The sequence below is a fragment of the Ferrimonas sp. YIN67 genome, from assembly GCF_057219095.1.
Window position 1 is genome coordinate 158,571 of record NZ_JBXVVJ010000009.1, and the last position, 25,802, is coordinate 184,372.

A 25,802-nucleotide genomic window follows, 5' to 3' on the forward strand; every position below is an offset into this window, starting at 1 on the left:
TCTAGCTAATGTTTCAGGGAGGTGAGCATGAAACGCCTAGCTTTGATCTTGACCAGCTTGTTGGTGGGGTGTGGTGGCGGAGACGGTGGAGAGGGACCGATGGCCGATCCCCCTACTGAGCCACCCACGGATACCAGTACCTTCTCTATCGCCCTGTCTGATGCCCCCGCCGATGGCGTCACCCACTTGTTCCTGCATGCCGACCGTCTGGTGCTGACACCCGACGGGCATATGGGGGGCCATATGGGCGGTGGAACCCCGGTAGAACTGGATCTGCGGCAACACAGGGTGGATCTGTTGGCGCACCAGGGGGACAACGCCTACTGGCTGCTGGAGAACCATGCCATGGCACCGGGTCGCTACCGGGTGCGGTTGGAATGGGTCGCCGGTGAAGGCGATACAGGCTCCTTTGTCGAGGATGGCCAGGGGCGTCATCCTCTCTATGGTCGACAGCATTACTTTGATCTGGGTGAGGTGCAGCTGCGAAACGGTGAGCATCATGCCTTTACCTGGGAGGTGGATCTGCGCCAGGGCCTGATCCACGATGAGCAGGGCTACTGGCTGGAACACCATGGGGGACGCTGGATCGACAACGGTACCATGGGTCATCTGTCCGGGACGGTGCCTGAGAGCTGGATCCAGGACTGTGAAGCCAGCTTTGCGGATCGAGCCGGTGAGGGCAGCCTGTTCAGTCATGTTGCCTACCTTTATCCGGCGGGTACCCCGCTGCCAGAGATGGGGGATATGGTGCTGGAGCCCGATCCGAGTCGGACTGCGCCCCTGGCAACGGCCTGGATCCATCAGGACAGGACGGGTGCCTGGCGTTTCGGCCTGGGCTTTCTGTCCGCCGGTGACTACCAGGTGGGGTATAGCTGCCTGGGCCATCTGGACCAGCCCGACAGTCAGGACACCAGCGAAACTGGCTTTGTGATGTTTAAAGATGGTGGTCTGGTGACCATAGAGAGTGGTGAGGGTGGCGGTTATCGCAACCAGCATCATTGTGGTAATTGACCTGTCCGTAATAACGAACGGATCCGAGTCGACAGGGAAGGGGGGCTATTCGTTAGCCCCCCTTCATTATCAATTGCATTTGCTTTGTTTGCATTGAACATTCACCTTTGACCTTGTTGCCCTTTTCTCGCGCTGGTGAGAAGAGTCGATGGAAGGGATTGCTGGGGACAGGCTTATGGAATGGCTGGCACTGGGGTTGGGGTTAGCCCTGATCATCGGCGTGGTGATGGGGTATGTGGCCTATTTTGGCCAAGCCCGGTTGCGCCGGGAACTGGCTCAGCTGCAGCGGGAGATCGCCCTGTTGCGGCAAATGCTCCTGGCTCAGGCCCCCCAGCCGCATCGCGAATCTGAACAGCCTGCCCCACCAGAGGATCAGGAAAAGGGGGATGAGCCCTTGGCTGAGTCGGCAACACTTCCCAGCCGCCAGGGGACTCTGCCTGCCTCTCCTGTGAGTGCGAGGTTCCCCCAATCTACCCTGGACCCCTTTGCCCAGCCTCCCGCCTGGCTTGAATTTGTCAAAACCCACTGGATGGTGCTGTGCGGTGGCCTCTCCCTGGCCCTGGCGGGGCTCTTCCTGATCCATTACTCGGTGGAGTCCGGTCTGCTGACGCCGCCGATCCGAGTGGCGGCCGCCGCTTTGCTTGCTACCGGGCTGATCGGCCTGGCCAGTTGGCTCAAGGTTAACCGGGAGGCGGGGCAGATCCATGCGGCCGTTGCCGGAGCCGGGATCCTGATCCTCTATGGCTGTGCCCTGGCCAGTGGCCCCCTCTATCAATGGCTGGCGCCGGGGTGGGCCTTTGGCCTGCTGGCACTGGTGTCGCTGTTGGGGATGGGGCTGGCACTGCGCCATGGTCCGGTGCTGGCGGCGTTGGGGATCCTGGGCGCCTTTGCCGTGCCTCTGCTGGTCAGTACCGGCAGCAATGAGATGGCGGCGGCACTGGGCTACGCCCTGATCGTGGCCGCCGGTGGCTTTATTTTGCTGCGTTGGATCTACCGGGATTGGCTCTGGTGGGGGATCTGGCTGCTGGCTCTGCTCTGGCTTGGGATCTCTTTGACCGAACCGGCTCAGTTGCAGGGGCTGCGCAGCGTCTATCTGATATTGCTTGCCTGGCTCGGCTTTGGTGTTCCGCTGTTTGGCTTGGGACTGGACTGTGGGGGACGGGCACGGCAACGACCGCTGTTGCTGCAACAAAGCCTGACGCTGCTCTGGCTGCTGCTGGGGCTGGCCCAGTGGGGGGTGCTGGCGCTGGAAACGCCTTCGGTTGCGCTTTACCCAGGGGCGGCGGGTCTGTTTGTCCTGGCCTTGCTGCTCTCCCGTCATCGACTCGCTCGAGCCTGGTGCTGGCCCTGGCTGGCGATCTTGCCCCTGGTGCTGGAGTCCTTGGATTGGCATAGCGACATTCTGGCGTTACCGCTGGCCGAGATCTGGCAGATCAGTTATCTGGTCATGGCGGGGCTGTTTACGCTTGTTGCCTTGGGGCTGGCGGGCAGCCTGGCTTGGCGCCGGTCGTCGGTGGCGATGGCGCTACTGGCTTGTTCGGTCCCTTTGTTGATGATCATTCTGGTGGATCTGCGTTTTACCCATGGCGCGGGTTATCTGCCTGCCGGGATCCCGGCGCTGCTGCTGTCGGGTTACGGTGTGGCTCTGTATCTATGGCGGCGCCAGTCCGGAGAGAGTGCCGTGACCGCCGTGCTGTTGCTCGCGTTGCAGGCGGCCCTGAGCCTGACCCTGATCGCCACTTTTACCGATCTGCGCCTGACCCTGGCGTTGGCGGCCCAGTGGCTCTCCCTGGTGGCGTTGCAGCGCTACCTGCCAAACCCAAGCTTGGACTGGGCCGCCAGGGTCTTGCTGCTGGCGGTCTTGATCCGCCTGACGATCAATCCCTGGCTGCCAGCCTATGGCGCTTCAAGTGGTGCTTTGCTCATCACCTACCTGGGCTGTTTCCTTTTTGGCTTGCTGGCGCTGGTGTTGCTGGCCCACCAGGGGGAGCGTGGTCCGCTGAGGATCAGCTTCGAGGCCGGCGTGGTGCAACTGGGCGCCCTGGCAGTGGCTGCCATCACCCGTTACCAACTGTATGGCGACTTGTTTGTTAGAGAGTTTTCCTGGGTAGAGTCCGGGATCTACGTGATGGTGTTGCTGGCCGGCAGCGCCGCCTATCGCTACCGGGCGGTGCACAGTGAAAGCCGGATCCTGCCCTGGTTGGCCGATGGACAATTGGTGCTGGCGTTGGGGCTGTATGCCCTCTTTGCCATCCTGGCCAACCCTCTGGTAACCCAGCATGTGATCGGCACGACCCCGGTGTGGAACGTTCTGTTGTTGATCTATGGTGTGCCCCCCCTGCTGCTGGCCATTCAGCCATGGCTAAGACACGACCGCTGGCGGGAGCCATTGCTCTGGGTTGCCGCCGGTATGGCCCTGGTGTTTGCCCTGTTGCAGATCCGTCACCTGTGGCACGAAGGGCTGGTTCCCGGGATGCCCATGCTGATCGGGGAGCTGTACGGCTATTCATTGTTGGGACTGCTGATCGGCGTGGGCCTGATGTTGGCTGCGGCTCACTGGCGAGTGTTGCAGATCCAGAAGGTGGGGACGGCTGTTCTGCTGCTGGTGATCGCCAAGATCTTCCTGTGGGACATGGCCGATCTGGACGGTTTATGGCGCGTCGCCTCTTTCCTGGGCCTGGGGATCACCCTGCTCGGGGTGGCTTACCTCTATAACCGATTGCAGCTGGCATTGTCGGGACAGGGGGCTGAGGCATGTTGAGGCTTGCTCGCAAGGACACACGGGTTTAGTTTTATTGTAAGGATCTTAAGGGAGTACACGGATGATTGAACTGCACTACTGGCCCACACCCAATGGTCATAAGATCACGCTGTTTCTGGAGGAGGCCGGGGTCGAATATCGCATCGTGCCGGTGGATATCGGGGCCGGGGATCAGTTTAATCCCGAGTTTTTGCGGATCGCCCCCAACAATCGAATGCCGGCCATCGTTGATCGGGTTCCTGCGGACGGGGGAGAACCTATCTCCGTATTTGAGTCCGGTGCCATCCTGGAATACCTGGCCGATAAGGTGGGACAGTTTTTGCCCCGTTTGCCACGGGCACGAAACGAGGTGCTGCAGTGGTTGTACTGGCAGGTCGGGGGGCTGGGGCCCATGGCGGGGCAAAACCATCACTTTAATCACTATGCGCCGGAAACCATTCCCTATGCTCAGCAGCGGTATATCAAGGAAACAGCTCGCCTGTACGGTGTGCTGGATCGGCACCTGGCAGGTCGGGAGTATGTCGCGGATGCCTACTCCATCGCGGATATGGCGATCCATCCCTGGGCACGTCTTTGGGAGGGCCAGGGGCAGGATCTGAGCCAGTTCCCGAGCATGGCGGCCTGGCTGGAACGGATTGCAGCGCGGCCCGCCGTGCAAAGGGCCTACGGGATCGCCGAGACCCTTAAGGGGGTGCGCGCTACCGCTGAGTTGTCCAAGGCGGAGAAAAAGCGCCTGTTTAATCTGGATTGAATGACTGCTCCTGTGCCGGGGTGGTGTGTTTCGGATGATCTTTGCTATTGGCTTGCTGGTTGGCGGCCACTTTTTCATCCAGCTGAGATTTGAGATCGCCAGCCCAATCTGCGGCCAGGAGCAGCATCTGGTCGTACTGCTCATCACACCAGATCACCAGGTTGTCGTAGGTATCCAGGCTCCATTTACTGACGTTCTGGTAGTACTCCTCCGCCAGTTCTGAGCTGCTTTGGTACAGGGCTGTCAGGCGCTGCTGCCCGGTTTCCACTCCTTGCTGCCAGTGAGGTTGTATCGTGTCCTTGAGTTCCTGCCAGGTTGAGGCAGTGGGCTCTTGGACTTCAATCTGCTCCGAGGCCTCCTCGGAAGCTGGCTCGGCAAGCGTACAGAGGGGGAGGCTTAGGGCAAACAGGGCGCCAAGACGGATGAGAAGTGGGCTCATAACGGCATCTCCAACAGCAGGGAGCGATAAGATTAGACCAAAACTGGCTCATGCATGGATTAGATGGGGCTGTGGGTAACTTTGTTGACAACTCTGGATAACGGCACTTGCCCCCGTTCGGCTTAGCCGTTCCTGGTGGCGACGCCTTAACCAATTGTAGGCTTTTGCGAGGCGCCTCGCCTCGCTTCGATTATTGAAAATTAGGGAGAGAATGGATGTTGGGAAGTGAAGTGATTGCCTTGGCACTGCTGGTTTTGGCCGGGGTGCTGATATTGACCGGGATCAAAATGGTGCCCCAGGGGTACCAATATACGGTCGAGCGATTTGGCAAGTTTACCCGGGTACTGAATCCGGGCCTGACGGTGATCATACCGATTGTGGATAATATTGGCCGAAAGCAAAATATGATGGAGCAGGTGCTGGATATTTTGCCCCAGGAGGTGATCTCTGCTGATAACGCCCAGGTCACTACGGACGCGGTGTGTTTTTTTCAGGTGCAGGATCCGGTTCGGGCCTCCTATGAGGTGAATAACCTCGAGTTGGCGATGCAGAATCTGGTGATGACCAACATTCGGGCCGTGCTCGGCTCCATGGAACTCGACGAGATGCTCTCTAACCGGGACAGGATCAATGCCGAACTGCTGATCAAGGTGGATGAAGCGACGGACCCCTGGGGGGTCAAGGTGACCCGTATCGAGATCCGCGACATTTCGCCTCCGATGGATCTGGTGGATGCCATGGCCCGTCAGATGAAGGCCGAGCGGGAGAAGCGTGCCTCCATCCTGGAAGCGGAAGGGGAGCGTGAGGCGGCCATTAAGGTGGCGGAGGGCCAAAAGCAATCGGCGATCCTCAAGGCGGAAGGCCAGTTGGAAGCCGCTAAACGTGAGGCGGAAGCTCGAGAGCGGCTGGCCGAGGCGGAGGCGAATGCCACCGCCATGGTGTCCAAGGCGATTGCCGAAGGGGATATGCAGGCGATCAATTACTTCGTGGCACAGAAGTACGTGGAGGCCCTTAAAGAGGTTGGTATGGCGGATAACAGTAAGCTGGTGATGATGCCTCTGGAAGCCAGTGGGATCATAGGCTCAGTGGCTGGCGTCGCCGAACTGCTCAAAGATACGGGTAAAAAGGGGTGATTCATGGCGTGGCTTGAGGCAATTCAGGCTTGGCACTGGTTGTTGCTGGGGCTTCTTCTGCTTGGGGCCGAGGCCCTGGGGACTGGCGGCTTCCTGCTGGGGGCAGCAGCAGCGGCCCTGTTGATGGCGCTGCTGGCCTGGTGTTTCCCCGAATGGGGATGGGCGGGCCAGTTTATGACGTATGGCACGATGGCTGTCATGCTGAGCGTGGGATATTGGAAGTTGTTTCGTCGATACAACGATAAAACCCAGCAGCCGATGCTCAATGATCGGGCGGCTCAATTGGTGGGGCGGCAGTGGGTACTCGAGCAGGATCTACCGGCCGGTGAGAGCCGTTTGCAGATCGGCGACACTCGCTGGCGGGTTCGCTGTGATCAAGCCCTGCCGGTCGGTCAGTCGGTGCGCGTTGTGGCCAGTGAGGGTATGGTTTTGCGGCTGATGGCCGTTGAGCCTTAGTCGAGGCCGCTCAAGGCGACGAGTCATGGTTTGCAAGAATGCCGTGCCTGAAGCACGGCATTTTTGCTGGCAGCGGTCGCAGCCTTATTTCATCCCTTGTAAGAACTCGAAGGGCTCGCCTTGCGCGCTAACGGGCAACTGCCGCTTACCGGCGTAGTAGCGCTGGGAGAACACCTGAAAGTAGGCATCCAGGGCTTGGGCGTTTCGCTCGTCACCGCCCAGGGCCAATACCTGGGCCGCGACCTCTGCGGTGGCCAGCTGATGCTCGTGGGCGGCACTGCGCAGTTTGTAGCGGCTGGCGGTACCGGGTGTGATGGAGAGCACTGGCAGGCCGTCGAGGTAGTCGCTCTGGAACATGCGCCGGGCCTGTTTCCAGGTGCCGTCCAGCAGGATCAACAGGGGCTGTTTGTCGGCAGCGACCTCGATCCGTTCCACCACGCGCTCGGGCTCGGCATGGGTGGCCGGGAAGACGATCATGGGTTGGTACCGGGGATCCTTCAGCAGGGCCAACAGGGCCGGTTCCGGCTCGGTTCGATCCCAGCAAAATGCCTGGGTATCGGGCAGGATCTCGGCGATCAGGCGACCTGTGTTGGTGGGCTTCATCGGCTCCTTGTGATGCATCAGCAGGACGAAGTGCATCGAGCTGCTGCCGGGGCGTGCCCATTGGCAACAGCAGTGGGCCTCGGCGATCAGGCAGCGTGGGCATCGCGCGACCGTGGCACCGCGAGCATTGAAGGGGCGTTGTGCCACAGCTAAGCGTTGGTCTTTGAGACGCAGCACATGGTTGCAATGGGTCGGTTTCATCATTTGAGTCTATTTCAGTGACTGTGGAGCGGGATCAAAAAAAGGGCGTTGCCGCCCTTTTTGTTTTGAGCCTGTCCCTTAGCGGGATTGTGCCAGGGTATTTTGTACCGTGGTGGTCAGCAGGGGGACCACGATCTCGCACAGTTCATTGACGCGATCGGTATCGGCCTCCTCCCCCAATAGCCCCAGCTCCTTGAGCCGTGAGGTCAGGGTGGCAAAGACCTTCTTGTCGAAGAACTCAGGTGCGCTGATCCCGTGAAGGCGTGACATGCGCTCTGCCAGGGCGGTGCTGTCCTTCTCCAGGGCTGCCCGCTCAATGGTCGGTTCCTGCTGCAGTCGCGACAGGACGATGGCGTAGCGCTGTGCGGTTTCCTGGATCAGATCCGCCAGGTTGCAGAGCTCGGCACGGCGACTCTGGCGAGGTTTCAGACCCTGCTCACACACCTCCAGCAGTTCATGGCGCACCAGCTCGTTGATCAGCCCCTGGACCTGACGGGCTACGTTGGCCTGATCCAGCCCCATAAACAACTCAGCTTGCAGCAGGGGGTAGATCGCCTGGATCTGATCGATCAGCTGGGACTCGGTCTGGCAGCCACGGCGCAGCAGCAGGGCGGCGATCAGGGCGGGCAGTACCATCAGATGGAGGCTGTTATTACGGTAGTAGGTCATGGTCACCGCAGACCCATCGGCAATGCTGACGATCTCGCCCATATGGTCGGTTGCCAGTTGGAACTTGTTGAGATCCAGCACCTGCTGCAGTACCGCCTTGCCATCCCCTTCCGGTACCGTCGTGTGAGGGGTATAGGGGACGGCGCGGAGCAGATCCAGATAGAGATCCAGCTGTCTTTCCAGTGCACCACGCTCCATGGCGTGTTGCTCGGTGGCCAGCAGGATGCTGGAGGTCAGGGTCATGGCGGAAGCCGCTGCGGCATCATTGATGTTGCACATCAACTGGTTGGCCAGTTGATTGACTGCTGGTGTCAGCCAAGGTTGTTTGCCCTCATCCGGGTTACTCTCTTCGCGCCATTGGGGGTGGGCTTCATTGAGGAACTGGTGGATGGTGATGGCCTGGCCGAAGTTCACATAACCCTGGCCGTAATTACGCAGCTTACGGATGGCGGAGAATACCTGCCAGGCGCTCTCTTTTTCCTTTTTCTTGCCGGCGAGCTCCTTATGGTAGGAGGCAACCTCCATCACGTGGTCGTAGCCCAGGTAGACAGGGACCAGGGTGACCGGGCGCTCGAGGCCGCGCAGGACGGAGTTGACGGTCATGGCGATCATGCCGGTCTTGGGCGGCAGCAGGCGGCCGGTACGGGAACGCCCGCCTTCGGTGAAGTATTCCACCGAGTAACCCCGCTTGAACAGCTGATCCAGGTATTCGCGGAAGACGGTGGAGTACAGCTTATTGCCCCGGAAAGAGCGGCGGATAAAAAAGGCACCACCCCGGCGGAAGATGGGACCGGCCGGCCAGAAGTTCAGGTTAACCCCGGCCGCGATATGCGGTGGGACCATACCCTGACGATAGATCACGTAGGAGAGTAGCAGGTAGTCCATATGGCTGCGGTGGCAAGGCACGAAGACGATCTCGTGGCCATCCTGGGATAGCTGGCGGACCTGCTCGGCACCTCGTACGTTGATCCCGCGGTAGAGTTTGTTCCATAACCAGGTGAGGACGCGATCCCCAATCCGGAACAGGCTGTCCGAGTAGTCGGCCGCGATCTCGTCCAGGTATTCCCGCGCTCGCTGACGGGCTTTCTCTTCGGAGATCTTCTTGCTCTTGGCTTCGTCGGCGATGGCGCTCTTGATGGCCGGGGCGGCAAGCAGGGCATGGAAGAGGGCTTGACGGTCCGGCAGGCGTGGCCCCGTAGCGACGGTGCGCTGGCGGCCGAAGTGGACCCGTGCGACTCGCGCCAGCTTGCTGGCGATGGTGCCGTCGGTACCATGATTGTTTGCCATATAACGCAGAGAAACGGCGCGGGAGAAGCGGATAAAGTTATCCCGGCCCAGGACGGAGAGGATCAGGGTTTTACGCAGCCAGGTTGGATTGTTCTTGTTGAGCAGCGTGGCACTGACACTCTCCTCTTTACCGGGGTTTCGGCCCCACAATAGGCTGACCGGCACGACCTGAACGTCCAGTTCCTCGTGATCCCGATGAAGTTGCAGCAGACGCTCGAAACGGGCCTTGAAGTCGGTGCCATTACCCTGTCCGAACAGGGGCGTGGTTCCTTCCAATGCCACCAGGCGTTCGAAGATCTCTCCCTTGAGCTCTAGAGGCTCGAACGGGCTGGGCAGACCGAGTTTGAGGCAACACTCATGCAGTGCCAGACGGTCGGAGAAAGAGTCGTTTGGAAGGACATAAACGATGGGTCGACTGAGATCGAGATCCAACTCGGTAATCGGCCGTTCCGGGATCGGCTTGCTCTTCACCATCAGCTTTTGCATCCAACTGACCGGTCGCTGCCAGTGGTTTAGGATTGTGTTGCTCACGAGGGTTGCTTCTCTGGGATATTGAATGAGTTGCGCAGAGTGTACACCCAAAGCGCTAGGCAGGCAGCTATCTGACTCTCAGAGCGGCAAGTGCTTCGCAAAGAGTGGCTGTATTTTGTCCACTCTGCCGTCATCATCGGACCAGTTTCCTCGAAGTTTTTCCTCATCCACAACAGATTGCTGTTGAAATCACCAGCTACCTGTATATGATTACAGTATCAATACTGTACGAATACACAGGGATCGCCATGAAGCCGTTGACGCCTCGCCAGGAACAGGTGTTTAACCTTGTTCGCCAGCACATGCTGGACACCGGAATGCCGCCAACCCGGGCGGAGATCGCTCGTCAGCTGGGCTTTCGCAGTGCCAATGCGGCGGAAGAGCACCTCAAGGCGCTGGCACGCAAAGGCTATATTGAGATCGTACCCGGCACTTCCCGGGGGATCCGGGTCCTTTATAACGAGCCTGAGCCAGAGCAACTGGGTTTGCCGCTGATTGGTCGGGTCGCCGCTGGTGAGCCCATCCTGGCGCAGGAGCATGTGGAATCCCACTATCAGATGGATCCCACCCTGTTTCGTCCCGAGGCCAACTATCTGCTGAGGGTGCGCGGAGACTCCATGAAGGAGATTGGTATCCTCGATGGTGATCTGCTGGCCGTCCACCAGACCCGAGAGGCCCGTAATGGCCAGGTTGTAGTGGCCCGGGTGGGCGATGATGAAGTGACGGTGAAGCGCTTTCAAAAACAGGGTAACGTCGTTTATCTTCACGCCGAAAATGAAGAATATGAACCGATTGTCGTCGATTTGGCAGAGATCCCCCTTACCATTGAGGGCTTGGCCGTAGGCGTCGTCAGAAACGGAGACTGGCAATAATGAAAACGCAGCAGGGAACGCCGCACAATCATCCTGGCCTTTGGCAAGGCACCCGCCGGCCCTGGTCCACCGCCCAGTCGACCTGCTGTTCACCCGGAGCGGGCGTCAATGTCCTCGGGGCCTTGATGCCTGCTTTGCGCGAACTGGCCGAACAGGCTGGCTGGATAGTCCTGATCAACCCTCCGGCCGACAATTGGCTTTCCTTGCTGGCCCAGGCCGGGATCGATGCCCGCCGTGTCCTTCGTGTGCGCTGCAGTGATGATGTGGAGGCGCTGTGGGCACTGGAGCAGGCCATGCTGGGGGGGACCTGTGCCGTGGCCTTTGCTTGGTTGCCAAAAATAGATGAGCGGGATGGACGGCGTTTACAGCTCGTACAGAAGCGTGCCTATTGTCCTGCATTTCTGATCCAGGGCGCCAATCAGGAAACCCTTCACCTTCCGAATCTTGTTCACTGAATAATTACTCCGAAGTGCTTTTGTGATCTTGATCAACTAACGCACAGCCTGTAGCTTAAACTCCGGAAACATTGCACAAATTTAGGCAGTTGTAATGGCAGATGTTGCGCAGCTGGACACGCGTATGCCCATGCCCGTTCGGGGAAGGAGCTGACATAGAGCCAGGTTGTACTGTGCAAGCTCTTTCTGGTCGTTGCGAAAGCAATGCTCAGAGGAGAAGTGTCTGTGACGTACAAGCTGTTGGGCTGGTGCCTGGCCCTGATGGTATCGCCATCCATCGCCAATGAGTCGCTCTGGAATATGACGCCTGGGGTGACCGAGATCAGTCAGCGGGTCTATGGCCTGCATATGACCATTTTTTATATCTGTTGCCTGATCGCCCTGCTGGTCTTTGGCGTGATGATCTATTCACTGATCCATCATCGCAAAGCCAAGGGAGTGACTCCCGCCAATTTCCATGAAAGCACCAAGGTGGAGATCGCCTGGACCGTGGTGCCCTTCCTGATCCTGATCGGCATGGCCGTACCCGCCACCAGCACCCTGATCGCAATGGAAGATCCCAGCGATGCGGATCTGACCATTCAGATCACCGGCTCCCAGTGGAAGTGGCACTACCAGTATTTTGGTGAAGAGGTTGGCTTCTTCAGCCTGATGTCTACCCCGAGGGAACAGATCGATAACCTGGCAGCAAAGGGTGAGAACTATCTGCTGGAAGTCGACAAGCCTTTGGTGCTGCCCACCAACCGCAAAGTGCGCTTCCTACTGACCTCAGATGATGTGATCCACTCTTGGTGGGTGCCTGCCTTTGCGGTCAAGAAGGACGCCAACCCCGGATTTATCAACGAAGCCTGGACCCGGGTCGACGAGCCCGGGATCTACCGGGGACAGTGTGCCGAGCTGTGCGGCAAAGACCATGGCTATATGCCAGTGGTTGTTGAGGTACTGCCAGAAGCGGAGTTCGATGCCTGGCTGGCTGAACAAAAACGGCTCGCTGGCGCGGCGGCGGATGCTGAGCAAGCCTCCCTGTCCCAACACTTAACCATGGAAGAGTCCATGGTGCTGGGAGAGCAGGTGTACAACGGTCGTTGTGCCGCCTGTCATCAGCCCAATGGCATGGGGTTGCCGGGCGTGTTCCCCGCCATCAAGGATAACCCGATCGCCTTGGGTGATCCCGCCAAACATATCGATGTTGTGGCCAACGGCCGTCCCGGTACCGCGATGCAGGCCTTTGCCGCTCAGTTGACCCTGAAGGAACTGGCTGCGGTGGTGACCTATCAGCGCAATGCTTTTGGCAATGACACAGGTGAGGTGATCCAGGCCGCCGATGTAGCCGGTGATCCCTTGAGTGAGCCTGCGGCGTCGGACGAGGGGGAAGCACCCAAAGTGAAAGGGGGAGAAGCGGAGCTCAATACGGTTTCCCTGCCCGAACCTGCACCGATCCCGTTCACCATGGCCAGTGCCATGGCAGAGGGCGAGAAGATCTACGCCGGCAGCTGTGCCGCCTGCCACCAGGCCAATGGCCTGGGCCTGCCCGGGGCGTTTCCGCCGATCAAGGGCAGCACGGTGGCATTGGGAGAGGCCAGCAAACACATCGCGTTGGTGCGAGACGGTCGGCCTGGGACTGCCATGGCCGCATTTTCCACCCTTCTAACCGCCGAGCAGATTGCTGCCGTGGTGACCTATCAGCGCAACGCGTTCGACAACAATACCGGCGATCTGATCCAGGCCGCCGATGTAAATGCCTTGGCTGGCCAGTAGCAGGAGAATAACGATGACAACGACCGTTACCGAGCGCCAGCGGGATCAGCTGGGCCATGTCGACACCCATGACGAACATCACCATCATGACCAGCCTCGCGGTGTGATGCGCTGGCTGCTGACCACCAACCATAAGGAGATCGGCAGCCTCTACCTTTGGTTCAGTTTTGCCATGTTCCTGGTCGGTGGGGCCATGGCCATGGTGATCCGCGCCGAGCTGTTCCAGCCCGGTTTGCAGCTGGTGGATCCGCACTTCTTCAACCAGATGACCACAGTCCATGGCCTGATCATGGTGTTTGGTGCCGTGATGCCCGCCTTTACCGGGCTGGCCAACTGGATGATCCCCATGATGATTGGGGCGCCGGACATGGCCCTGCCGAGGATGAATAACTGGAGCTTCTGGATCCTGCCCTTTGCCTTTGCCCTGCTGATCGGCAGTCTGTTTATGGAGGGCGGCGGCCCGGCATTTGGCTGGACCTTCTATGCGCCGCTTTCCACCACCTTCTCTGGAAATTCCACGGCCCTGTTTGTCTTTTCCGTTCATATCATGGGGATCAGTTCCATCATGGGCGCCATCAATGTGGTGGTCACCATCGTCAACCTGAGACCGCCGGGCATGACCTGGATGAAGCTGCCATTGTTTGTCTGGACCTGGCTGATCACCGCTTTCCTCCTGATCGCCGTGATGCCGGTATTGGCGGGCGCAGTGACCATGGTGTTGACCGATAAGTACTTTGGTACCAGTTTCTTCGATGCCGCCGGGGGCGGGGATCCCGTGATGTTCCAGCATATCTTCTGGTTCTTCGGTCATCCCGAGGTGTACATCATGATCCTGCCGGCATTTGGCGTGATCTCCGCCATTGTCCCGGCTTTCTCCCGTAAGAAACTGTTCGGCTACGCCTCCATGGTGTATGCCACGGCTTCCATCGCTGGTCTTTCCTTCCTGGTATGGGCCCATCATATGTTTACGACGGGCATGCCGGTGGCGGCGGAGCTGTTCTTTATGTACTGCACCATGCTGATCTCTGTGCCGACCGGGGTGAAGGTGTTCAACTGGGTCGCCACCATGTGGCGGGGAGCGATCAGCTTCGAAGCCCCCATGCTGTTTGCGCTGGCTTTTATCGTATTGTTCACCATAGGGGGCCTCTCCGGACTGATGTTGGCGATGACCCCCATCGATTTCCAGTACCACGATACTTACTTTGTCGTTGCCCATTTCCACTATGTCCTGGTGACCGGGGCGGTATTTTCCATCATGGCGGGTGCCTACTACTGGCTGCCCAAGTGGACCGGTCACATGTATTCCGAATCCTTAGCGAAATGGCACTTCTGGTGTTCCATCATCTCGGTCAATATCCTGTTCTTTCCCATGCACTTCCTGGGTCTGGCGGGTATGCCGCGGCGGATCCCGGATTATGCTCTGCAGTTTGCCGACATCAACCAGGTGGTCTCCGTCGGTGGTTTCCTGTTTGGTTTGTCCCAGTTGATCTTCCTGGCGCTCGTGATCAAATGCGTTCGGGGCGGGGAGAAGGCGGAGGCCAAGCCCTGGGATGGGGCAGAAGGGTTGGAGTGGACCGTTCCCTCGCCAGCCCCGTTACACACTTTTGATACCCCTCCCGTGGTGAAGTAGGGGGTTTGAAATGAGCCATAAAGCGGCGGCAAACAAGCGACTGATCACCACCTTGTTGCTGGTGGTGCTGGGCATGTTCGGTTTTGGTTTTGCCTTGGTTCCCCTCTATGACGTGTTCTGCGATATCACGGGGATCAACGGTAAAACCTCATCCCAGGCAGCCACAGCCAGCGAGACCGTAGATCCGGCCCGAACCGTCACCGTGGAGTTTGTCACCTATGTCCGCGGTGATATGCCCTGGGAGTTTGAGCCTAAGGTGGAAAAAATCCAGGTCCATCCTGGCGAAACCCATCAGGTGGCGTTTCTGGCCCATAACCGCTCCGACGAGGATACCGTGGGTCAGGCGATCCCTTCAGTCAGCCCGGGCCAGGGCGCCCTCTATTTTTCTAAGATTGAGTGCTTCTGCTTCAATAATCAGCCACTTGAAGCGGGTGAAGAAACCGAAATGGGGTTGGTGTTCTATGTGGATCCCGAGTTGCCAGAGTCGATCCGAACCCTGACCTTGTCTTACACGCTCTATAACATCACCGAGCAGGCGATGGGGCGTGGATAAGGAGAGTGAAACCATGCATCAACACGAACGCTATTACGTACCCGCCCAGAGTCCCTGGCCGATAGTCGGAGCCGTTGGACTGTTCCTGATCGCCCTGGGGGCGGGGAATTACGTCGCCAGCCTGGACAGCGGAGGCGGCCCTGGTGGCTATGTCTTGCTGGCGGGGATCGCGGTGATCCTCTTTATGGTGGTGGGCTGGTTCCGTAACGTGATCCAGGAGTCCATGAGTGGCCTCTACTCCAGCCAGATGGACCGCTCGTTCCGTCAAGGCATGTCCTGGTTCATCTTTTCCGAGGTGATGTTCTTCGGCGCCTTTTTTGGTGCCCTGTTTTATGCCCGGATGATCGCTCTACCCTGGTTGGGGGGAGCGGGCAACAATGCCATGACCCACGAAGTGTTGTGGCCAGCTTTCGAAGCGGTTTGGCCTCTGTTGAAGACGCCGGATGGTACCCAGACCCAGGCGATGGGGTGGGGGGGGCTGCCCCTCTATAACACGATAATCCTGGTTATCTCCTCGGTGACCTTGCACTTTGCCCATGTGGGGCTGGAACGGGACAAACGTACCGCCTTGACGGCCTGGCTGGGCGTCACCATCCTCCTGGGGCTGGCCTTTTTGGTGTTGCAGGTGGAGGAGTATGTTCACGCCTACTCTGAAATGGGCCTGACCCTGAGTTCGGGGATCTATGGCAACACCTTCTTTTTGCTCACCGGGTTTCACGGCATGCACGTTACCCTGGGTACCATCATGCTGATCGTGATGTTCTTCCGGGTGCTTAAAGGCCACTTCACTCCGGATAATCATTTTGGTTTTCAGGCGTCCAGCTGGTACTGGCACTTTGTCGATGTGGTCTGGCTCTGTCTCTTCGTGTTCGTCTATGTCCTATAAGGCCGCGGTGTCAATAGGGACGAGGGTTAGCGGGTAGCAGACCGGTTGCCATGGCCAGGACCAGTAGGAGCAGCACCAAAGCCGAAAGGCCCACACGCCGACCCAGGTGCCGGGTCATGGCCGGCTCCCCCTTGAGCATGGCCAGCCCGGCCCGGGCCAGGCTGAACAGTATGGTGAACAGCATAAGGACAATGAGGCATTTTATCAGGGTGATCATATCGGCTCCTTGCCTGGCTTTCGGATCTGAGGGACTGCCATGAAACGTTTCGGGTTGTTACTCACTGTGCTGGCCACGGCTTTGTTGGTCAAGCTGGGATTGTGGCAGCTGGACCGAGCCGACGAGAAGCGCAGTGCCATGGCGGTGTTGGAACAGCGGGGCGAACAGTGGCTGTCCTGGCCATTGCCCGGTGGTGACATGGCCGGTTACCACTTTTCTGGGACCGGGCGTTGGTTAGGGGATCGTGCCCTGCTGCTGGATAACCAAAGTTACCAGGGGCGGATCGGTTATCGCTGGTTGGTGCCGGTGGAGATCGAGTCGGGAGCTCCTTGGCTCCTGGTGGATCTTGGCTTTGTTGAGGCACCCGCATGGCGTGACCGTCTGCCGCAACTGCCGATACTTCCCCTGCGCTCGGAACTGCTGGGGCGACTGGTGCAGCCGGGACACAATCGGCTGGCGAATGCCCTGTTGCCCGAGCCCCTCGAGGGAGTGGTGCGGATCCAGGCACTCAATTGGGAGGAGCTGTCTGGGCACTGGCGGCACGAAGTGGTGCCCGCATTGCTGTGGCTCGAACAGCCGAAAACACTGGGATTTGACCGGCCCTGGCGTCCTATCAGCCTGGCACCGGAGAAACACCAGGCGTATGCCCTGCAGTGGTTTTCCCTGGCACTGGTTTGCCTGGTGATCGCTACTCTCGTTGGCTGGCAAGGCAGCTTGCATCGGCGCCACAGGGTCGATAACTTGGGTTAAATGCGGCGGAGAACCGCACGAAAACAATCAGCATGTCGCCCGCAGTACCGGTGATAAAGATGGAATCCTTTTGGGGAGAACGGCATGTCCTCCGGTACTTCAAAACGCACCCTCATCGGCCTGCTTATGGCTTTTGCCCTGCCCGTGTTGGCCGCCTATTTCGCACTGAAGCTGGGCCTCTACCAAGGCGCCAGCACCAATCGTGGTGATCTGCTCAATCAACTGGACTACAGCCACCTTAAGCAAGACGATCCGAGCCCTCGGCATTGGCAGATCGTCACCCTGCTGCCGACGGAGTGTGCACAAGCCTGTCAGGCTCGGTTGGCGTTGATCCAGCAAGTGCATCTCGCGCTTGGGCGGGAGCAGGAGCGGGTGGTGCCAGTGATCTTCGTGACCGATGACAGCGATCCTCGGGCCAGGGCCCAATTGGAAGCAAGGAAGGTGGTCCTGGCGGGGGCGACTGAGCCCGTGATCCAGGCTCTGCAGGAGCATAACCTGGTGGTGGTCGATCCCATGGGACACTGGGTAATGGGTTATCGGGCTCCGGCACAGCCGGCCGGACTGGGCCGGGATCTGCTCACCGATCTGCGTAAGCTACTTAAGCTTTCACGGATAGGCTAGGGGGGATCATGAGGCACTTTACCCTGTTTACTCTATGCCTGGCCTTGCTGGTGATCCTCCTGGGTGCCTTTACTCGTCTAACGGATGCGGGCCTGGGATGTCCGGACTGGCCTGGCTGTTATGGTTATCTGGCTGTGCCCCAGGATCATCAGATCGCAACCGCCCAGGCTCGCTTCCCCGAACGACCGGTTGAGGTTGCCAAGGCCTGGGCAGAGATGATCCACCGTTATGTGGCTGGCACTCTGGGTCTGTGCATCCTTGGCCTGGCTCTGCTCTCCCTCCGTCGGTCTCAGGGCCCCCGGATCCTGCCCTGGATACTGGTGGTCATGGTGGGCTTCCAGGGGGCCCTGGGGATGTGGACCGTGACCCTAAAACTGCTTCCTGTGGTGGTCATGGGCCACCTGTTGGGGGGCTTTACCGTCCTGAGCCTGCTATTTCTGCTCTGGCTGCGCCTTGGGCCTGAACGTCCCCGGCGGCCGAGTGCCGGCACGCTCAGGCAGGTGGCGTCCCTGGGTCTGCTGGTACTCTGTATCCAGATCATGCTTGGGGGCTGGACCTCGGCCAACTATGCGTCGTTGGCCTGTACGACGCTGCCGATCTGCGAGGGAGATTGGGCCGCCAGCCTGACGCTCGGTGAGGCGTTTCAGCCCCTGCCGCCGCCAGCCCCAAGTTATGAATTTGGCACTCTGGATTATCCGGCTCGGATGACCATACATGTGAGCCACAGGATCTGGGCAGTGATCACGGCGCTGATCTTGGTGGGGCTCTGGTGGAACCTGAAGCGACGTCGATTACATGGTCAGGCAAAGGTATTGGGAGGTCTGCTGCTGCTGCAGCTGGCGCTGGGGATCTTTAACGTGGCTGCTAGCCTGCCGCTGGCGGTGGCCGTGGCCCACAATGGCGTTGCGGCCCTGTTGTTATTGGCCGTAGTGGCCGCCAACCATCAAGCGTGGCAAAGGAGTCGGTATGGATAGAGTAGAGTCACCAGCGATCCTGGCGTTCAGCTGGCCCTGGCGTGATTACCTTGAGATGACAAAGCCCAAGGTGGTGGCATTGATGTTGCTGACCGCCCTGGTGGGCATGTGTCTGGCCACCGATGGCTGGGTGCCGTTGTCCGCCCTGCTCTTTGGGCTGGGCGGGATCGGCTTGATGGCCAGCTCAGCGGCGGCCATCAATCATCTGCTGGATAGACGCATCGACACCATCATGGCTCGAACCCATAATCGACCTTTGCCCAGGGGGCGGGTTGGCGCGATCCAGGCTCTGGGGTTTGCCGCCGTGATCGGTACCCTAGGTTTTATCCTGCTCTATGTCGGGGTTAATCCGCTGACCGCCTGGCTGACCTTCGCCAGCCTGATCGGTTATGCGGTGATCTACACCGGCTTTTTGAAGCGGGCGACTCCCCAGAACATTGTGATCGGAGGGCTGGCCGGGGCGATGCCGCCGCTGCTGGGCTGGACTTCTGTGACCGGCGACTTTCATGGGCACGGTTTGCTGCTGGTGATCATCATCTTTGCCTGGACGCCCCCGCATTTTTGGGCGCTGGCCATCGCCCGTAAAGCCGATTATGCGAAAGCCGGCCTGCCCATGCTGCCGGTGACTCACGGTGAGGCCTATACCCGGACCCAGATCCTGCTCTACAGCTTCCTCTATGCCCTCTCCTGCCTGTTACCTGTGCTGGTGGGGATGAGTGGGGCCCTCTACCTGGTCGGGGCCAGTGGGTTATGCAGTTGGTTCCTGTGGCGGGCCTGGCAGGTGAAGTTTCAACCAGAAAGCTATCCAAGCATGAAGCTGTTCCTGCTCTCCATCTGGCATCTGCTGGCGCTGTTTGTGCTGCTGCTGGCGGATCATTACCTGAGGATCGGCTTATGACGCTGCGCTGGCAGTGGTTGATCTTGGTGGGGATCCTGGCGCTGATCCTGGGAGTTATGGCGCAACAGGCTGGAGGAGGCGCCAGCGAGCGGCCCCTGGTGTCGGCCCTGTGGCTCGAAGAGCCGCGGCCTCTGCCTGAGTTCAGCTTGACCGATCATAGCAATGGGCGATTTACCAAGGCGCAGCTAAAGGGACGCTGGAGCCTGTTGTTTGTGGGGTATACCTCCTGCCCCGATGTGTGTCCCACGACCCTGGCCGATCTGGCCCGAGCCTATGACGGCCTTAAGGTGACACCGAGTCAGGTGCCGCTTCAGGTGATCTTGATGAGTGTGGATCCGGGCCGAGATACGTCTCGACGACTGGCGGACTACATTCGATTCTTCAATTCGGCATTTATGGCTGTCACCGGTCCCCACAGCGAGCTGTATGGGTTGACCCAGGCACTGGGCCTGGTTTACGCCCTGGTGGATAATCCCAATGGGGAGGGTACCGGTGAGGATTACCTGGTGGATCACAGTGCGGACATAGTGCTGATCAATCCCAGGGGGGAGCTGGAGGCGATCTTTCGACCCGAGGGAGGGGTCGGCGAGATCCGCAGGGTCTCCATGGCCCGGCTCAAGGCGGATTATCCGGTGATCACCCAGTACCCGGATTAGCACCGTAAACAGGCAGAGGAACAGAGATTATGCCAGCCAGGGAAACCGGCTGGCATTTTTCGTTCTGATTGTGCCTTGTGGCGAGTGTCAGGGGTCTTAGCACAGGTAACGCAGATCCCTTTTGAACGAGTGAGGCTCCCCCCATATAAGGTGGCTGATCCCACTAAGGGGGATGCAGGACATTGGCGCCCTCTCATCGGAGCGCTGGAGGCGGTGTTTGGCCACAGGAGCAGAAAAAATCCGAGTTCCCGTTTGGGGGAACTCGGATCCTGATCACACTCTAAGCCAGGTAAAAAGCTCGTTAGGGGGGCCGCGAGAGCGGCCGGCTCCTAGTGCTTATTGCACGGCTGGATCTTGCGGTGCGTTTTGCGCCTCTGCCCAGGCCCGCTGCGCTTCATACAGGTTGTGCGGGTAGACGTTGTTTGTTGGCTCGACCCAGTGTCCGAAGCTGTTGCTGTCCTCAGGATCATACCCGCCAATGCCGATGACATTCTGTTGTACAAAGTCCTTCACCTCCGGCAGGTTTGGTGGGTTGCCCAGCTCCCAGGTGATGCTCCAGGTGGTGCTTCGAGCAGCCGCCTGGGGACCGCGGGGCTCATCTTCGTTGCCGCCACTCTTCCACAGCTCTTTGATCTCTTGAGTATGAAGGTTGGTGAACAGGTTTTCGTAGGGCGCCCACATATGGTGGTCCAGCTGTAGCAGATCAAACCGGCTATTCATCATGACGTTGCCATTGGAGTAGGACTCCACGGACAGATCGTGCCAGCGCTTACCTTGAATATCCAGATTGTCCATCAGGTTGTCCTGGCTGTACCAGGTGTACCAGACCCCATGGTGACCCGCGATGTACTTGCTATGGCGCCAATGGAGTCCGATCTCGCTATCACTGATGGTGCTGAACTTGGTGTTGTTCATCTTGATGGCGTTATCGGCATCCAGGATCTGCACGTTATGGATCCAGGTGTGAGCGACACTGTTCAACTCGATGGCATTGTTGCCGGTTTCGTCGTTATGACCCAGGGATGGGTTGCCGGACATGCGCAAGGTCAGGTCTTCAATGCCCACTTCGTAGACGCTCGGTCGCCACTTGCTGACGGTGCTTCCAGTGTTAGGCTTCCATTTGATCTTGAGATCGGTACGGCTGGGGCGATCCAGGGTAAGGCTGTTACCCTCAATGGCTGTGATCTGAGCGACGAAGCTGATCAGTGGGTCGCGATTGAGGTTATCCTCCTGGGGATCGATATCCGGATGGCCGGCAAACAGGTGCCGAGCGGATTCGTCGGAGCCGCTCTGCCGGATGGAGAGCATATCCCCCACCTCCAGCCCGGAGGCGTCCACCAGAGTGACCGTGCGATCGCCACGGATCATATCGGCGGCCAGTTCATACTCGCCTTCAAGGATGTGCTCGCCCTGCACCATCAGGAAGGCACCATTGTAGGTGTAGTCAATATCCGGGTTGGGCGCGGCGGTCTCCAGATCCAGCGGGAAATGAAGGCTGGTTAACTGAGGGCCGGCTCCCCGGATCACCACGTTAGGGGTGGTGATAAAGAGCTGCTCACGGATCTCATACTCACCGGCGGGGATATAGAGCACGCCGGGAGCCTCATCGGTGGCGATCTCACTGACTGTGGCGATCGCCAGCTTGAACGCTTCGGTGTCATCCTTGCCATCATTGGGTACGGCACCGAACGCCTCATCGGTGACAACATGGGTGTAAGGTTGACGCAGGGGCAGGGGATCGTGACCGAAGTGGTAACCACTGGTGCCAAACCAGGGCAGGCGGCTGGTGCTATCCCAGCTATCTCCGGCAAGGCCCCAGATCTCGCTCAGTTGCTTGCCCTCCACCACCCGGAAGGTGATGGGGGTACCCTCGTTGGGGGCGCCGACAAGATCCAGGCGCAACTGGTAGTCGCCAGCCGCCAGATCTTGCAGGGGAGAGACCCAGAGCTCATCGTCCCGCAATTCAAACAGGCTGGCATCGTCACCGGCCAGCCTTACCGACTGCCCATCCGGTGCCTCGCCCTGGAAGAGTACGGTGGCCACCTGGGTGTCGGCTGGGATCAGCTTGTCCTCGACTTTGAGTGCGAGTGTGGAAAGGCTCAGATCGCGACTGTCATCGTGGACGACGGCAGTGAGATTGATTTGGACCTCCGCACTGCCTCCCCGGCCATCACTGACCTCGACGGTGAAAGACTCTTTCCCTAAGAAATTTTTTCGTGGCTCAAAGGCGACCCGACCATCGCTACTGACGCTGGCGATGCCATTGGTATGGCTGACCTGGGAGGTGATCCGCCAGCTCAGGGGGTCATTGTCGGGATCTGTCGCATTGAGGGCCAGGTTGAGGGCGATTGGGCTGTTATTCTGGCTGATCGTGGTGCTGACCGCCTTGCCCTGTTCGATGACGGGTGGGGAGTTTGAGTCCGAGGAGGATTCTCCACAGCCGTAGAGCAGGGTCAGTATGAGCGGAGTGAGGCTGTGCCTAAGTTTCATAGTGCATCCTTACAAACTTTTTTTATTTGGGCAGCGCCGCCATCCCGGCGGGCATGAATTTGGGCACGGGCGTTGAGGCCGGTGCACTGTAGTTTGGGCGAACACATGCAGGTGAGTACCACAAGGGTCACTAGGCATTGGCAATCACTGTGCATTGGATAGACGTTTCGTCAGACCACAAGACCGTTCAGCCATTTCGGCGTCCTGGTGAGAATTTCACCCCATACTAGGGCATCTGAACCGACCGAGGCGATGGTAATGATTGCAAATTTCCCTATGGAAGTGTCTAGTTTGTAAATGCCTGGTTGGCGGTGTGTTTTTTCGCGGTTGGTTGGGCGTGTCAATTGGCGTCGATTTGACCTTCTGATGTGCGTTTGGCACTTCGCTCAAAGGCGGTAATGGGGAGTGGCATTTGTTGGCATGTTCATTTGCAGACCATGCCAAAGGTGGGCTCAAAGCGCGAATCGAAGACGGTAGGCGAGTTGAGCCTGGTAGAGGTTGGCGGGGGAGAGCCTTTCAGATGGTTCGACCAATCGACCGGTTGTCCGTGTGTGGTTGGGGCGAGGGACAGGCGAATACCCGGGTACGCCAATGACATTGTGCTGGGCAAAGCGGGATTCATCGGGCAGACGGTGCCAGTTTCCAGCCTCTCCCTTGATATTCCAGGCGGTGTTGCGTGCCGCCGCGTTGGGCCCCCTGGGTTTGTGTTTGGCCCCGCTGGACTGCCAGAGCCGGGTACGGTTTATGGTATGTAGCTCAGTAAAGAGATTTTCGTAGGGGGCCCACATATGGTGGTCCATCTGCAGTCGGTCGAAGCGTGACTTTTGAAACACGTTACCGTTGGAGTAGGACTCAACGGAAAGGGCATGGACCCAGAGGCCGGGAACATCGGCGTATTCGATCAGGTTATCCTGGCTGTGCTCGGTGAACCAGTATGCATGATGGCCCGTTTGTGCAGGATCGCGTTGGTCGGGGGCCGTACGAGTCCGGCTGACGCTGCAGAACTTACTGTCGATCAGCTTGATGGCATTGTCCGCATCGAGCACCTCGATATTGGCTATCCAGCTGTGGGCAACACTGCGAAACTCGATGGCATTATTACCGGTTTCTTGGTTGTGTGGTGCCTTGGCCTTCCCGGACATGGCAAAGGTCAGGTCTTCGATCCCCACTTCGCTGACTGTGGGTTGCCAGCGGCTGATCCGCTTGATCCACCGGGGGTGGATATCGGTGCGCGAGGGCCGATCCAGAGTCACCCTGTTACCCTCGATGGCCACAATACGGGCAATAAAGTCGGTGAGAACGTCTTGAGTCTGGTTGTCAGACTCGGGATCCATAGAGGGATCGTCGGCAAAAAGGTGGGCCGCCAGGGCGACGCTGCCTCTCTGTCTGATACGCAGATCATCACCGATGGAGAGTCCTGTGACCGAGTCCAGGGTAAACTGACGGCTGCCCCTGGGCTGACTTGTGAGCAGCCCGTATTCCCCCTCATCCCGGTGCTTGCCCTGTACGGTAAGAAAGGCACCACTGTAGGTATAGGTGCGGGGCTCGGCCTGGTAGGCCGTCTGCAGATCTTTGGGGAAGTGCAGGATGCTTCTTCCTACCCCTGCGCCTCGAAGGACGGTATTGCTGTGCTCTATGCTCAGCCTCTCGGTCAGCCGATAGGTGCCCTCCGGGACGTAGAGAACGCCCCCCGCAGCTGCCGCCAAGGCGGTGCGAAACGCCTGGGTATCATCCTGATCATCATTGGGAGTGGCGCCGTAATCGGTCACCCTGTGGGTGATGGGCTGGCGCAGTGGCAGGGCCACCCCACCAAACCGGTAGCCGCTGTGACCGAACCAGGGCAGGCGGCTGTCAGGCGACCAGAGTTCACCGGCCTCTCCCCACAGCTTTGAGATTGAGGGCTGGGCAGTGTCCTGCACGGGAGCATTGCTGCAGGCAAACAGCAGCGGTAGGAAAAAGAGGCCAGATAGGCGCTTGATTGTCATGGTGATCCCCTTCCTTGAGACATGCCCCATGTTAGGGAAGTTCAGTTGGCTTGGGGAGAGCGGTTTGTGCAAATAAACGTCAGGCCTGACAATGAGACGGGTCTAAGGGGGAGCAGGGCAGGGTGATAAAAAGGGCACCTCGTGAGGTGCCCTTGAATGCTTTACTCAGCCGGCCAACTGCCGTCGGCATTGGCCTGGATCCAGGGCTGGGAGAACCAGTAGTAGCCGCTTTGACTGCGGCTCGGGGCCGTGCAGTTGTAACGGCTTCGGCCAGCTGGCATGGGCAGATCGGCCTGGATGGTGAAGGTCTGATCATCCAGCCAGGTTGGGGACTTGGCACCCTGGCCCTGGATGTAGCACATCAGCTCATTGGTGCGCACATCGTTACCGTCCAGTTTGACGGTCAGGCTCGGTCGGTTGCGGTTAACCAGCTCGGACTCTTCACCGTCGATCGCCACGACGGGCATGTTCAGTGAATGCATCTTTACCCTCAGGCTGTCCATGTCGGCGTAGGGGCCTGCGACCGGGTAGCGCGGAATGGCGGTCAGGCTGGAGTAGGGGCCTGCGGCCCCGGAATGCTGTCCGATCCCGACATAGTCCATGCGCTCCAGCAATTTGCGCAGGGCCTGATTGTACTCCCCGTAGGGATAGGCCAGCGCTTTGATGTTATGGCCCACTTCTGCCTTGATGGCAGCCTCGGTGCGTTCGATGTCGTTCTGGAGACGCTGCTCCCACGCCGCCATATCCTCACCGGGAAGGCGGCGGATCAGGTGGTCATGAGCATAACTGTGGTTGGCGATGGTCGCACCTTCCGCTGCGATCTGCCGCAGAGTATCCCAGTTCATCATATTACGGCGTTGGTTTTCGATCGGCTCCAGATTGATAAAGACGGTATAGGGAAATCCGTACCGCTTCAGGATCGGGTGCCCATTGACGGCGATATTCTGATAGCCATCATCGAAGGTGATCACCACGCTGCGCGCGGGCAGGGCCTGCTTGGCGCGCATCGCTTCCAGGGCGTCGCTTAGCGAAACCACATTGAAGTCATTATCGGCCAGGTAGGCCATCTGTTGCTCAAACTGCGCCGGTGTCACCGAAGTGATCGCCGGCGTGTTTTCGCTGACGTGGTGGTACTGTAAGATCACCACTGCCAAGGCCGGCCAGGACAGGATCCCCAGCAACAGGCTGGTGGCCAGCGCAAAAACTCGATTCATC

Annotated in this window: 23 protein-coding genes; 16 read left to right on the forward strand and 7 right to left on the reverse strand. The window is 59.0% G+C overall.

Going from position 1 to position 25,802, the window contains the following annotated elements; translation table 11 throughout:
• Positions 1–27: 27 nt before the first annotated feature.
• The 3 genes from AC2D8U_RS17595 to AC2D8U_RS17605 all read left to right on the forward strand — a co-directional run bounded on the left by AC2D8U_RS17595 (position 28) and on the right by AC2D8U_RS17605 (position 4,523).
• Positions 28–1,011, forward strand: coding sequence for a DUF4382 domain-containing protein (locus tag AC2D8U_RS17595; RefSeq protein ID WP_484620380.1), 984 nt, complete (start codon positions 28–30; stop codon positions 1,009–1,011).
• A 175-nt stretch (positions 1,012–1,186) separates the two neighbouring features.
• Positions 1,187–3,772 carry a DUF2339 domain-containing protein gene (locus AC2D8U_RS17600; protein WP_484620381.1) on the forward strand — a complete coding sequence of 862 codons (2,586 nt, stop codon included), beginning with the start codon at positions 1,187–1,189 and terminating at the stop codon, positions 3,770–3,772.
• 61 nt (positions 3,773–3,833) lie between these two features.
• The gene (locus AC2D8U_RS17605; RefSeq protein WP_484620382.1) at positions 3,834–4,523 is read left to right on the forward strand and encodes a glutathione S-transferase N-terminal domain-containing protein; all 690 of its coding nucleotides are present in this window, start codon (positions 3,834–3,836) and stop codon (positions 4,521–4,523) included.
• On the opposite strand, the gene AC2D8U_RS17610 is transcribed toward AC2D8U_RS17605, so the two are convergent.
• Positions 4,510–4,962, reverse strand: a complete 453-nt coding sequence (locus AC2D8U_RS17610; protein ID WP_484620383.1) for a hypothetical protein — start codon at positions 4,960–4,962, stop codon at positions 4,510–4,512. The two genes, AC2D8U_RS17605 and AC2D8U_RS17610, sit on opposite strands and share 14 nt — an antisense overlap.
• Before the next feature lie 215 nt (positions 4,963–5,177).
• Between AC2D8U_RS17610 and AC2D8U_RS17615 the strand changes: the two genes are divergently transcribed.
• On the forward strand, positions 5,178–6,095 hold the full coding sequence (locus tag AC2D8U_RS17615) for an SPFH domain-containing protein (protein WP_484620384.1): 918 nt from the start codon (positions 5,178–5,180) through the stop codon (positions 6,093–6,095).
• A 3-nt stretch (positions 6,096–6,098) separates the two neighbouring features.
• On the forward strand, positions 6,099–6,551 hold the full coding sequence (locus AC2D8U_RS17620) for an NfeD family protein (protein WP_484620385.1): 453 nt from the start codon (positions 6,099–6,101) through the stop codon (positions 6,549–6,551).
• 84 nt (positions 6,552–6,635) lie between these two features.
• Here the strand turns inward: AC2D8U_RS17620 and AC2D8U_RS17625 are convergent, their stop codons facing one another.
• Together AC2D8U_RS17625 and plsB are read right to left on the reverse strand one after the other, a co-directional pair.
• A complete protein-coding gene (locus tag AC2D8U_RS17625; protein ID WP_484620386.1) occupies positions 6,636–7,355 on the reverse strand; it encodes a tRNA-uridine aminocarboxypropyltransferase in 720 nt (239 codons plus the stop codon).
• Positions 7,356–7,433: 78 nt separating this feature from the next.
• Positions 7,434–9,842 carry a glycerol-3-phosphate 1-O-acyltransferase PlsB gene (gene plsB / locus AC2D8U_RS17630; RefSeq protein ID WP_484620387.1) on the reverse strand — a complete coding sequence of 803 codons (2,409 nt, stop codon included), beginning with the start codon at positions 9,840–9,842 and terminating at the stop codon, positions 7,434–7,436.
• 248 nt (positions 9,843–10,090) lie between these two features.
• On the opposite strand from plsB, the gene lexA reads away from it, so the two are divergent.
• From lexA to AC2D8U_RS17660, 6 genes are all read left to right on the forward strand, one after another.
• Positions 10,091–10,714 (forward strand): transcriptional repressor LexA, encoded by a 624-nt coding sequence (lexA, locus tag AC2D8U_RS17635; protein ID WP_484620388.1) that lies wholly within the window; start codon positions 10,091–10,093, stop codon positions 10,712–10,714.
• Positions 10,714–11,169 carry a SulA-like leucine-rich domain-containing protein gene (locus AC2D8U_RS17640; protein ID WP_484620389.1) on the forward strand — a complete coding sequence of 152 codons (456 nt, stop codon included), beginning with the start codon at positions 10,714–10,716 and terminating at the stop codon, positions 11,167–11,169. The genes lexA and AC2D8U_RS17640 overlap by 1 nt, the downstream gene beginning before the upstream one ends.
• Positions 11,170–11,430: 261 nt before the next feature.
• The gene (coxB, locus tag AC2D8U_RS17645) at positions 11,431–12,927 is read left to right on the forward strand and encodes a cytochrome c oxidase subunit II (protein WP_484620440.1); all 1,497 of its coding nucleotides are present in this window, start codon (positions 11,431–11,433) and stop codon (positions 12,925–12,927) included.
• 13 nt (positions 12,928–12,940) lie between these two features.
• Positions 12,941–14,557, forward strand: a complete 1,617-nt coding sequence (gene ctaD / locus AC2D8U_RS17650) for a cytochrome c oxidase subunit I (protein WP_484620390.1) — start codon at positions 12,941–12,943, stop codon at positions 14,555–14,557.
• Between the two features lie 10 nt (positions 14,558–14,567).
• Positions 14,568–15,110 (forward strand): cytochrome c oxidase assembly protein, encoded by a 543-nt coding sequence (locus AC2D8U_RS17655; protein WP_484620391.1) that lies wholly within the window; start codon positions 14,568–14,570, stop codon positions 15,108–15,110.
• 13 nt (positions 15,111–15,123) lie between these two features.
• Entirely contained in the window at positions 15,124–15,996 is an 873-nt protein-coding gene (locus AC2D8U_RS17660; RefSeq protein ID WP_484620392.1) for a cytochrome c oxidase subunit 3, read from the forward strand.
• Between the two features lie 10 nt (positions 15,997–16,006).
• Here the strand turns inward: AC2D8U_RS17660 and AC2D8U_RS17665 are convergent, their stop codons facing one another.
• Positions 16,007–16,213 carry a DUF2909 family protein gene (locus AC2D8U_RS17665; protein ID WP_484620393.1) on the reverse strand — a complete coding sequence of 69 codons (207 nt, stop codon included), beginning with the start codon at positions 16,211–16,213 and terminating at the stop codon, positions 16,007–16,009.
• A 39-nt stretch (positions 16,214–16,252) separates the two neighbouring features.
• Here AC2D8U_RS17665 and AC2D8U_RS17670 point away from each other — a divergent pair, with 39 nt between their 5' ends.
• From AC2D8U_RS17670 to AC2D8U_RS17690, 5 genes are all read left to right on the forward strand, one after another.
• Positions 16,253–16,963: an SURF1 family protein gene (locus AC2D8U_RS17670; RefSeq protein WP_484620394.1), complete on the forward strand. Its 711-nt coding sequence runs from the start codon at positions 16,253–16,255 to the stop codon at positions 16,961–16,963.
• An 84-nt stretch (positions 16,964–17,047) separates the two neighbouring features.
• Positions 17,048–17,584, forward strand: coding sequence for a hypothetical protein (locus tag AC2D8U_RS17675; protein ID WP_484620395.1), 537 nt, complete (start codon positions 17,048–17,050; stop codon positions 17,582–17,584).
• An 8-nt stretch (positions 17,585–17,592) separates the two neighbouring features.
• Entirely contained in the window at positions 17,593–18,558 is a 966-nt protein-coding gene (locus AC2D8U_RS17680) for a COX15/CtaA family protein (protein WP_484620396.1), read from the forward strand.
• Positions 18,551–19,456: a heme o synthase gene (gene cyoE, locus AC2D8U_RS17685; protein ID WP_484620397.1), complete on the forward strand. Its 906-nt coding sequence runs from the start codon at positions 18,551–18,553 to the stop codon at positions 19,454–19,456. Before AC2D8U_RS17680 ends, cyoE begins: the two co-directional genes overlap by 8 nt.
• Positions 19,453–20,112, forward strand: coding sequence for an SCO family protein (locus tag AC2D8U_RS17690; protein WP_484620398.1), 660 nt, complete (start codon positions 19,453–19,455; stop codon positions 20,110–20,112). The genes cyoE and AC2D8U_RS17690 overlap by 4 nt, the downstream gene beginning before the upstream one ends.
• A gap of 336 nt (positions 20,113–20,448) precedes the next feature.
• On the opposite strand, the gene AC2D8U_RS17695 is transcribed toward AC2D8U_RS17690, so the two are convergent.
• The 3 genes from AC2D8U_RS17695 to AC2D8U_RS17705 form a co-directional block, all read right to left on the reverse strand.
• On the reverse strand, positions 20,449–22,602 hold the full coding sequence (locus AC2D8U_RS17695; protein ID WP_484620399.1) for an Ig-like domain-containing protein: 2,154 nt from the start codon (positions 22,600–22,602) through the stop codon (positions 20,449–20,451).
• A gap of 452 nt (positions 22,603–23,054) precedes the next feature.
• Positions 23,055–24,587 carry a glycosyl hydrolase family 28-related protein gene (locus AC2D8U_RS17700; RefSeq protein WP_484620400.1) on the reverse strand — a complete coding sequence of 511 codons (1,533 nt, stop codon included), beginning with the start codon at positions 24,585–24,587 and terminating at the stop codon, positions 23,055–23,057.
• Between the two features lie 161 nt (positions 24,588–24,748).
• Positions 24,749–25,801, reverse strand: coding sequence for a polysaccharide deacetylase family protein (locus AC2D8U_RS17705; RefSeq protein ID WP_484620441.1), 1,053 nt, complete (start codon positions 25,799–25,801; stop codon positions 24,749–24,751).
• Position 25,802: the final 1 nt, after the last annotated feature.

What these genes read in the sequence shown, in the direction of transcription:
- AC2D8U_RS17595 (WP_484620380.1), top strand. Translation starts at nt 28, where the DNA reads ATGAAACGCCTAGCTTTGATCTTGACCAGCTTGTTGGTGGGGTGTGGT.
- AC2D8U_RS17600 (WP_484620381.1), top strand. Translation starts at nt 1,187, where the DNA reads ATGGAATGGCTGGCACTGGGGTTGGGGTTAGCCCTGATCATCGGCGTG.
- AC2D8U_RS17605 (WP_484620382.1), top strand. Translation starts at nt 3,834, where the DNA reads ATGATTGAACTGCACTACTGGCCCACACCCAATGGTCATAAGATCACG.
- AC2D8U_RS17610 (WP_484620383.1), bottom strand. Translation starts at nt 4,962, where the DNA reads ATGAGCCCACTTCTCATCCGTCTTGGCGCCCTGTTTGCCCTAAGCCTC.
- AC2D8U_RS17615 (WP_484620384.1), top strand. Translation starts at nt 5,178, where the DNA reads ATGTTGGGAAGTGAAGTGATTGCCTTGGCACTGCTGGTTTTGGCCGGG.
- AC2D8U_RS17620 (WP_484620385.1), top strand. Translation starts at nt 6,099, where the DNA reads ATGGCGTGGCTTGAGGCAATTCAGGCTTGGCACTGGTTGTTGCTGGGG.
- AC2D8U_RS17625 (WP_484620386.1), bottom strand. Translation starts at nt 7,355, where the DNA reads ATGAAACCGACCCATTGCAACCATGTGCTGCGTCTCAAAGACCAACGC.
- lexA (WP_484620388.1), top strand. Translation starts at nt 10,091, where the DNA reads ATGAAGCCGTTGACGCCTCGCCAGGAACAGGTGTTTAACCTTGTTCGC.
- AC2D8U_RS17640 (WP_484620389.1), top strand. Translation starts at nt 10,714, where the DNA reads ATGAAAACGCAGCAGGGAACGCCGCACAATCATCCTGGCCTTTGGCAA.
- coxB (WP_484620440.1), top strand. Translation starts at nt 11,431, where the DNA reads ATGGTATCGCCATCCATCGCCAATGAGTCGCTCTGGAATATGACGCCT.
- ctaD (WP_484620390.1), top strand. Translation starts at nt 12,941, where the DNA reads ATGACAACGACCGTTACCGAGCGCCAGCGGGATCAGCTGGGCCATGTC.
- AC2D8U_RS17655 (WP_484620391.1), top strand. Translation starts at nt 14,568, where the DNA reads ATGAGCCATAAAGCGGCGGCAAACAAGCGACTGATCACCACCTTGTTG.
- AC2D8U_RS17660 (WP_484620392.1), top strand. Translation starts at nt 15,124, where the DNA reads ATGCATCAACACGAACGCTATTACGTACCCGCCCAGAGTCCCTGGCCG.
- AC2D8U_RS17665 (WP_484620393.1), bottom strand. Translation starts at nt 16,213, where the DNA reads ATGATCACCCTGATAAAATGCCTCATTGTCCTTATGCTGTTCACCATA.
- AC2D8U_RS17670 (WP_484620394.1), top strand. Translation starts at nt 16,253, where the DNA reads ATGAAACGTTTCGGGTTGTTACTCACTGTGCTGGCCACGGCTTTGTTG.
- AC2D8U_RS17675 (WP_484620395.1), top strand. Translation starts at nt 17,048, where the DNA reads ATGTCCTCCGGTACTTCAAAACGCACCCTCATCGGCCTGCTTATGGCT.
- AC2D8U_RS17680 (WP_484620396.1), top strand. Translation starts at nt 17,593, where the DNA reads ATGAGGCACTTTACCCTGTTTACTCTATGCCTGGCCTTGCTGGTGATC.
- cyoE (WP_484620397.1), top strand. Translation starts at nt 18,551, where the DNA reads ATGGATAGAGTAGAGTCACCAGCGATCCTGGCGTTCAGCTGGCCCTGG.
- AC2D8U_RS17690 (WP_484620398.1), top strand. Translation starts at nt 19,453, where the DNA reads ATGACGCTGCGCTGGCAGTGGTTGATCTTGGTGGGGATCCTGGCGCTG.
- AC2D8U_RS17695 (WP_484620399.1), bottom strand. Translation starts at nt 22,602, where the DNA reads ATGAAACTTAGGCACAGCCTCACTCCGCTCATACTGACCCTGCTCTAC.
- AC2D8U_RS17700 (WP_484620400.1), bottom strand. Translation starts at nt 24,587, where the DNA reads ATGACAATCAAGCGCCTATCTGGCCTCTTTTTCCTACCGCTGCTGTTT.
- AC2D8U_RS17705 (WP_484620441.1), bottom strand. Translation starts at nt 25,801, where the DNA reads ATGAATCGAGTTTTTGCGCTGGCCACCAGCCTGTTGCTGGGGATCCTG.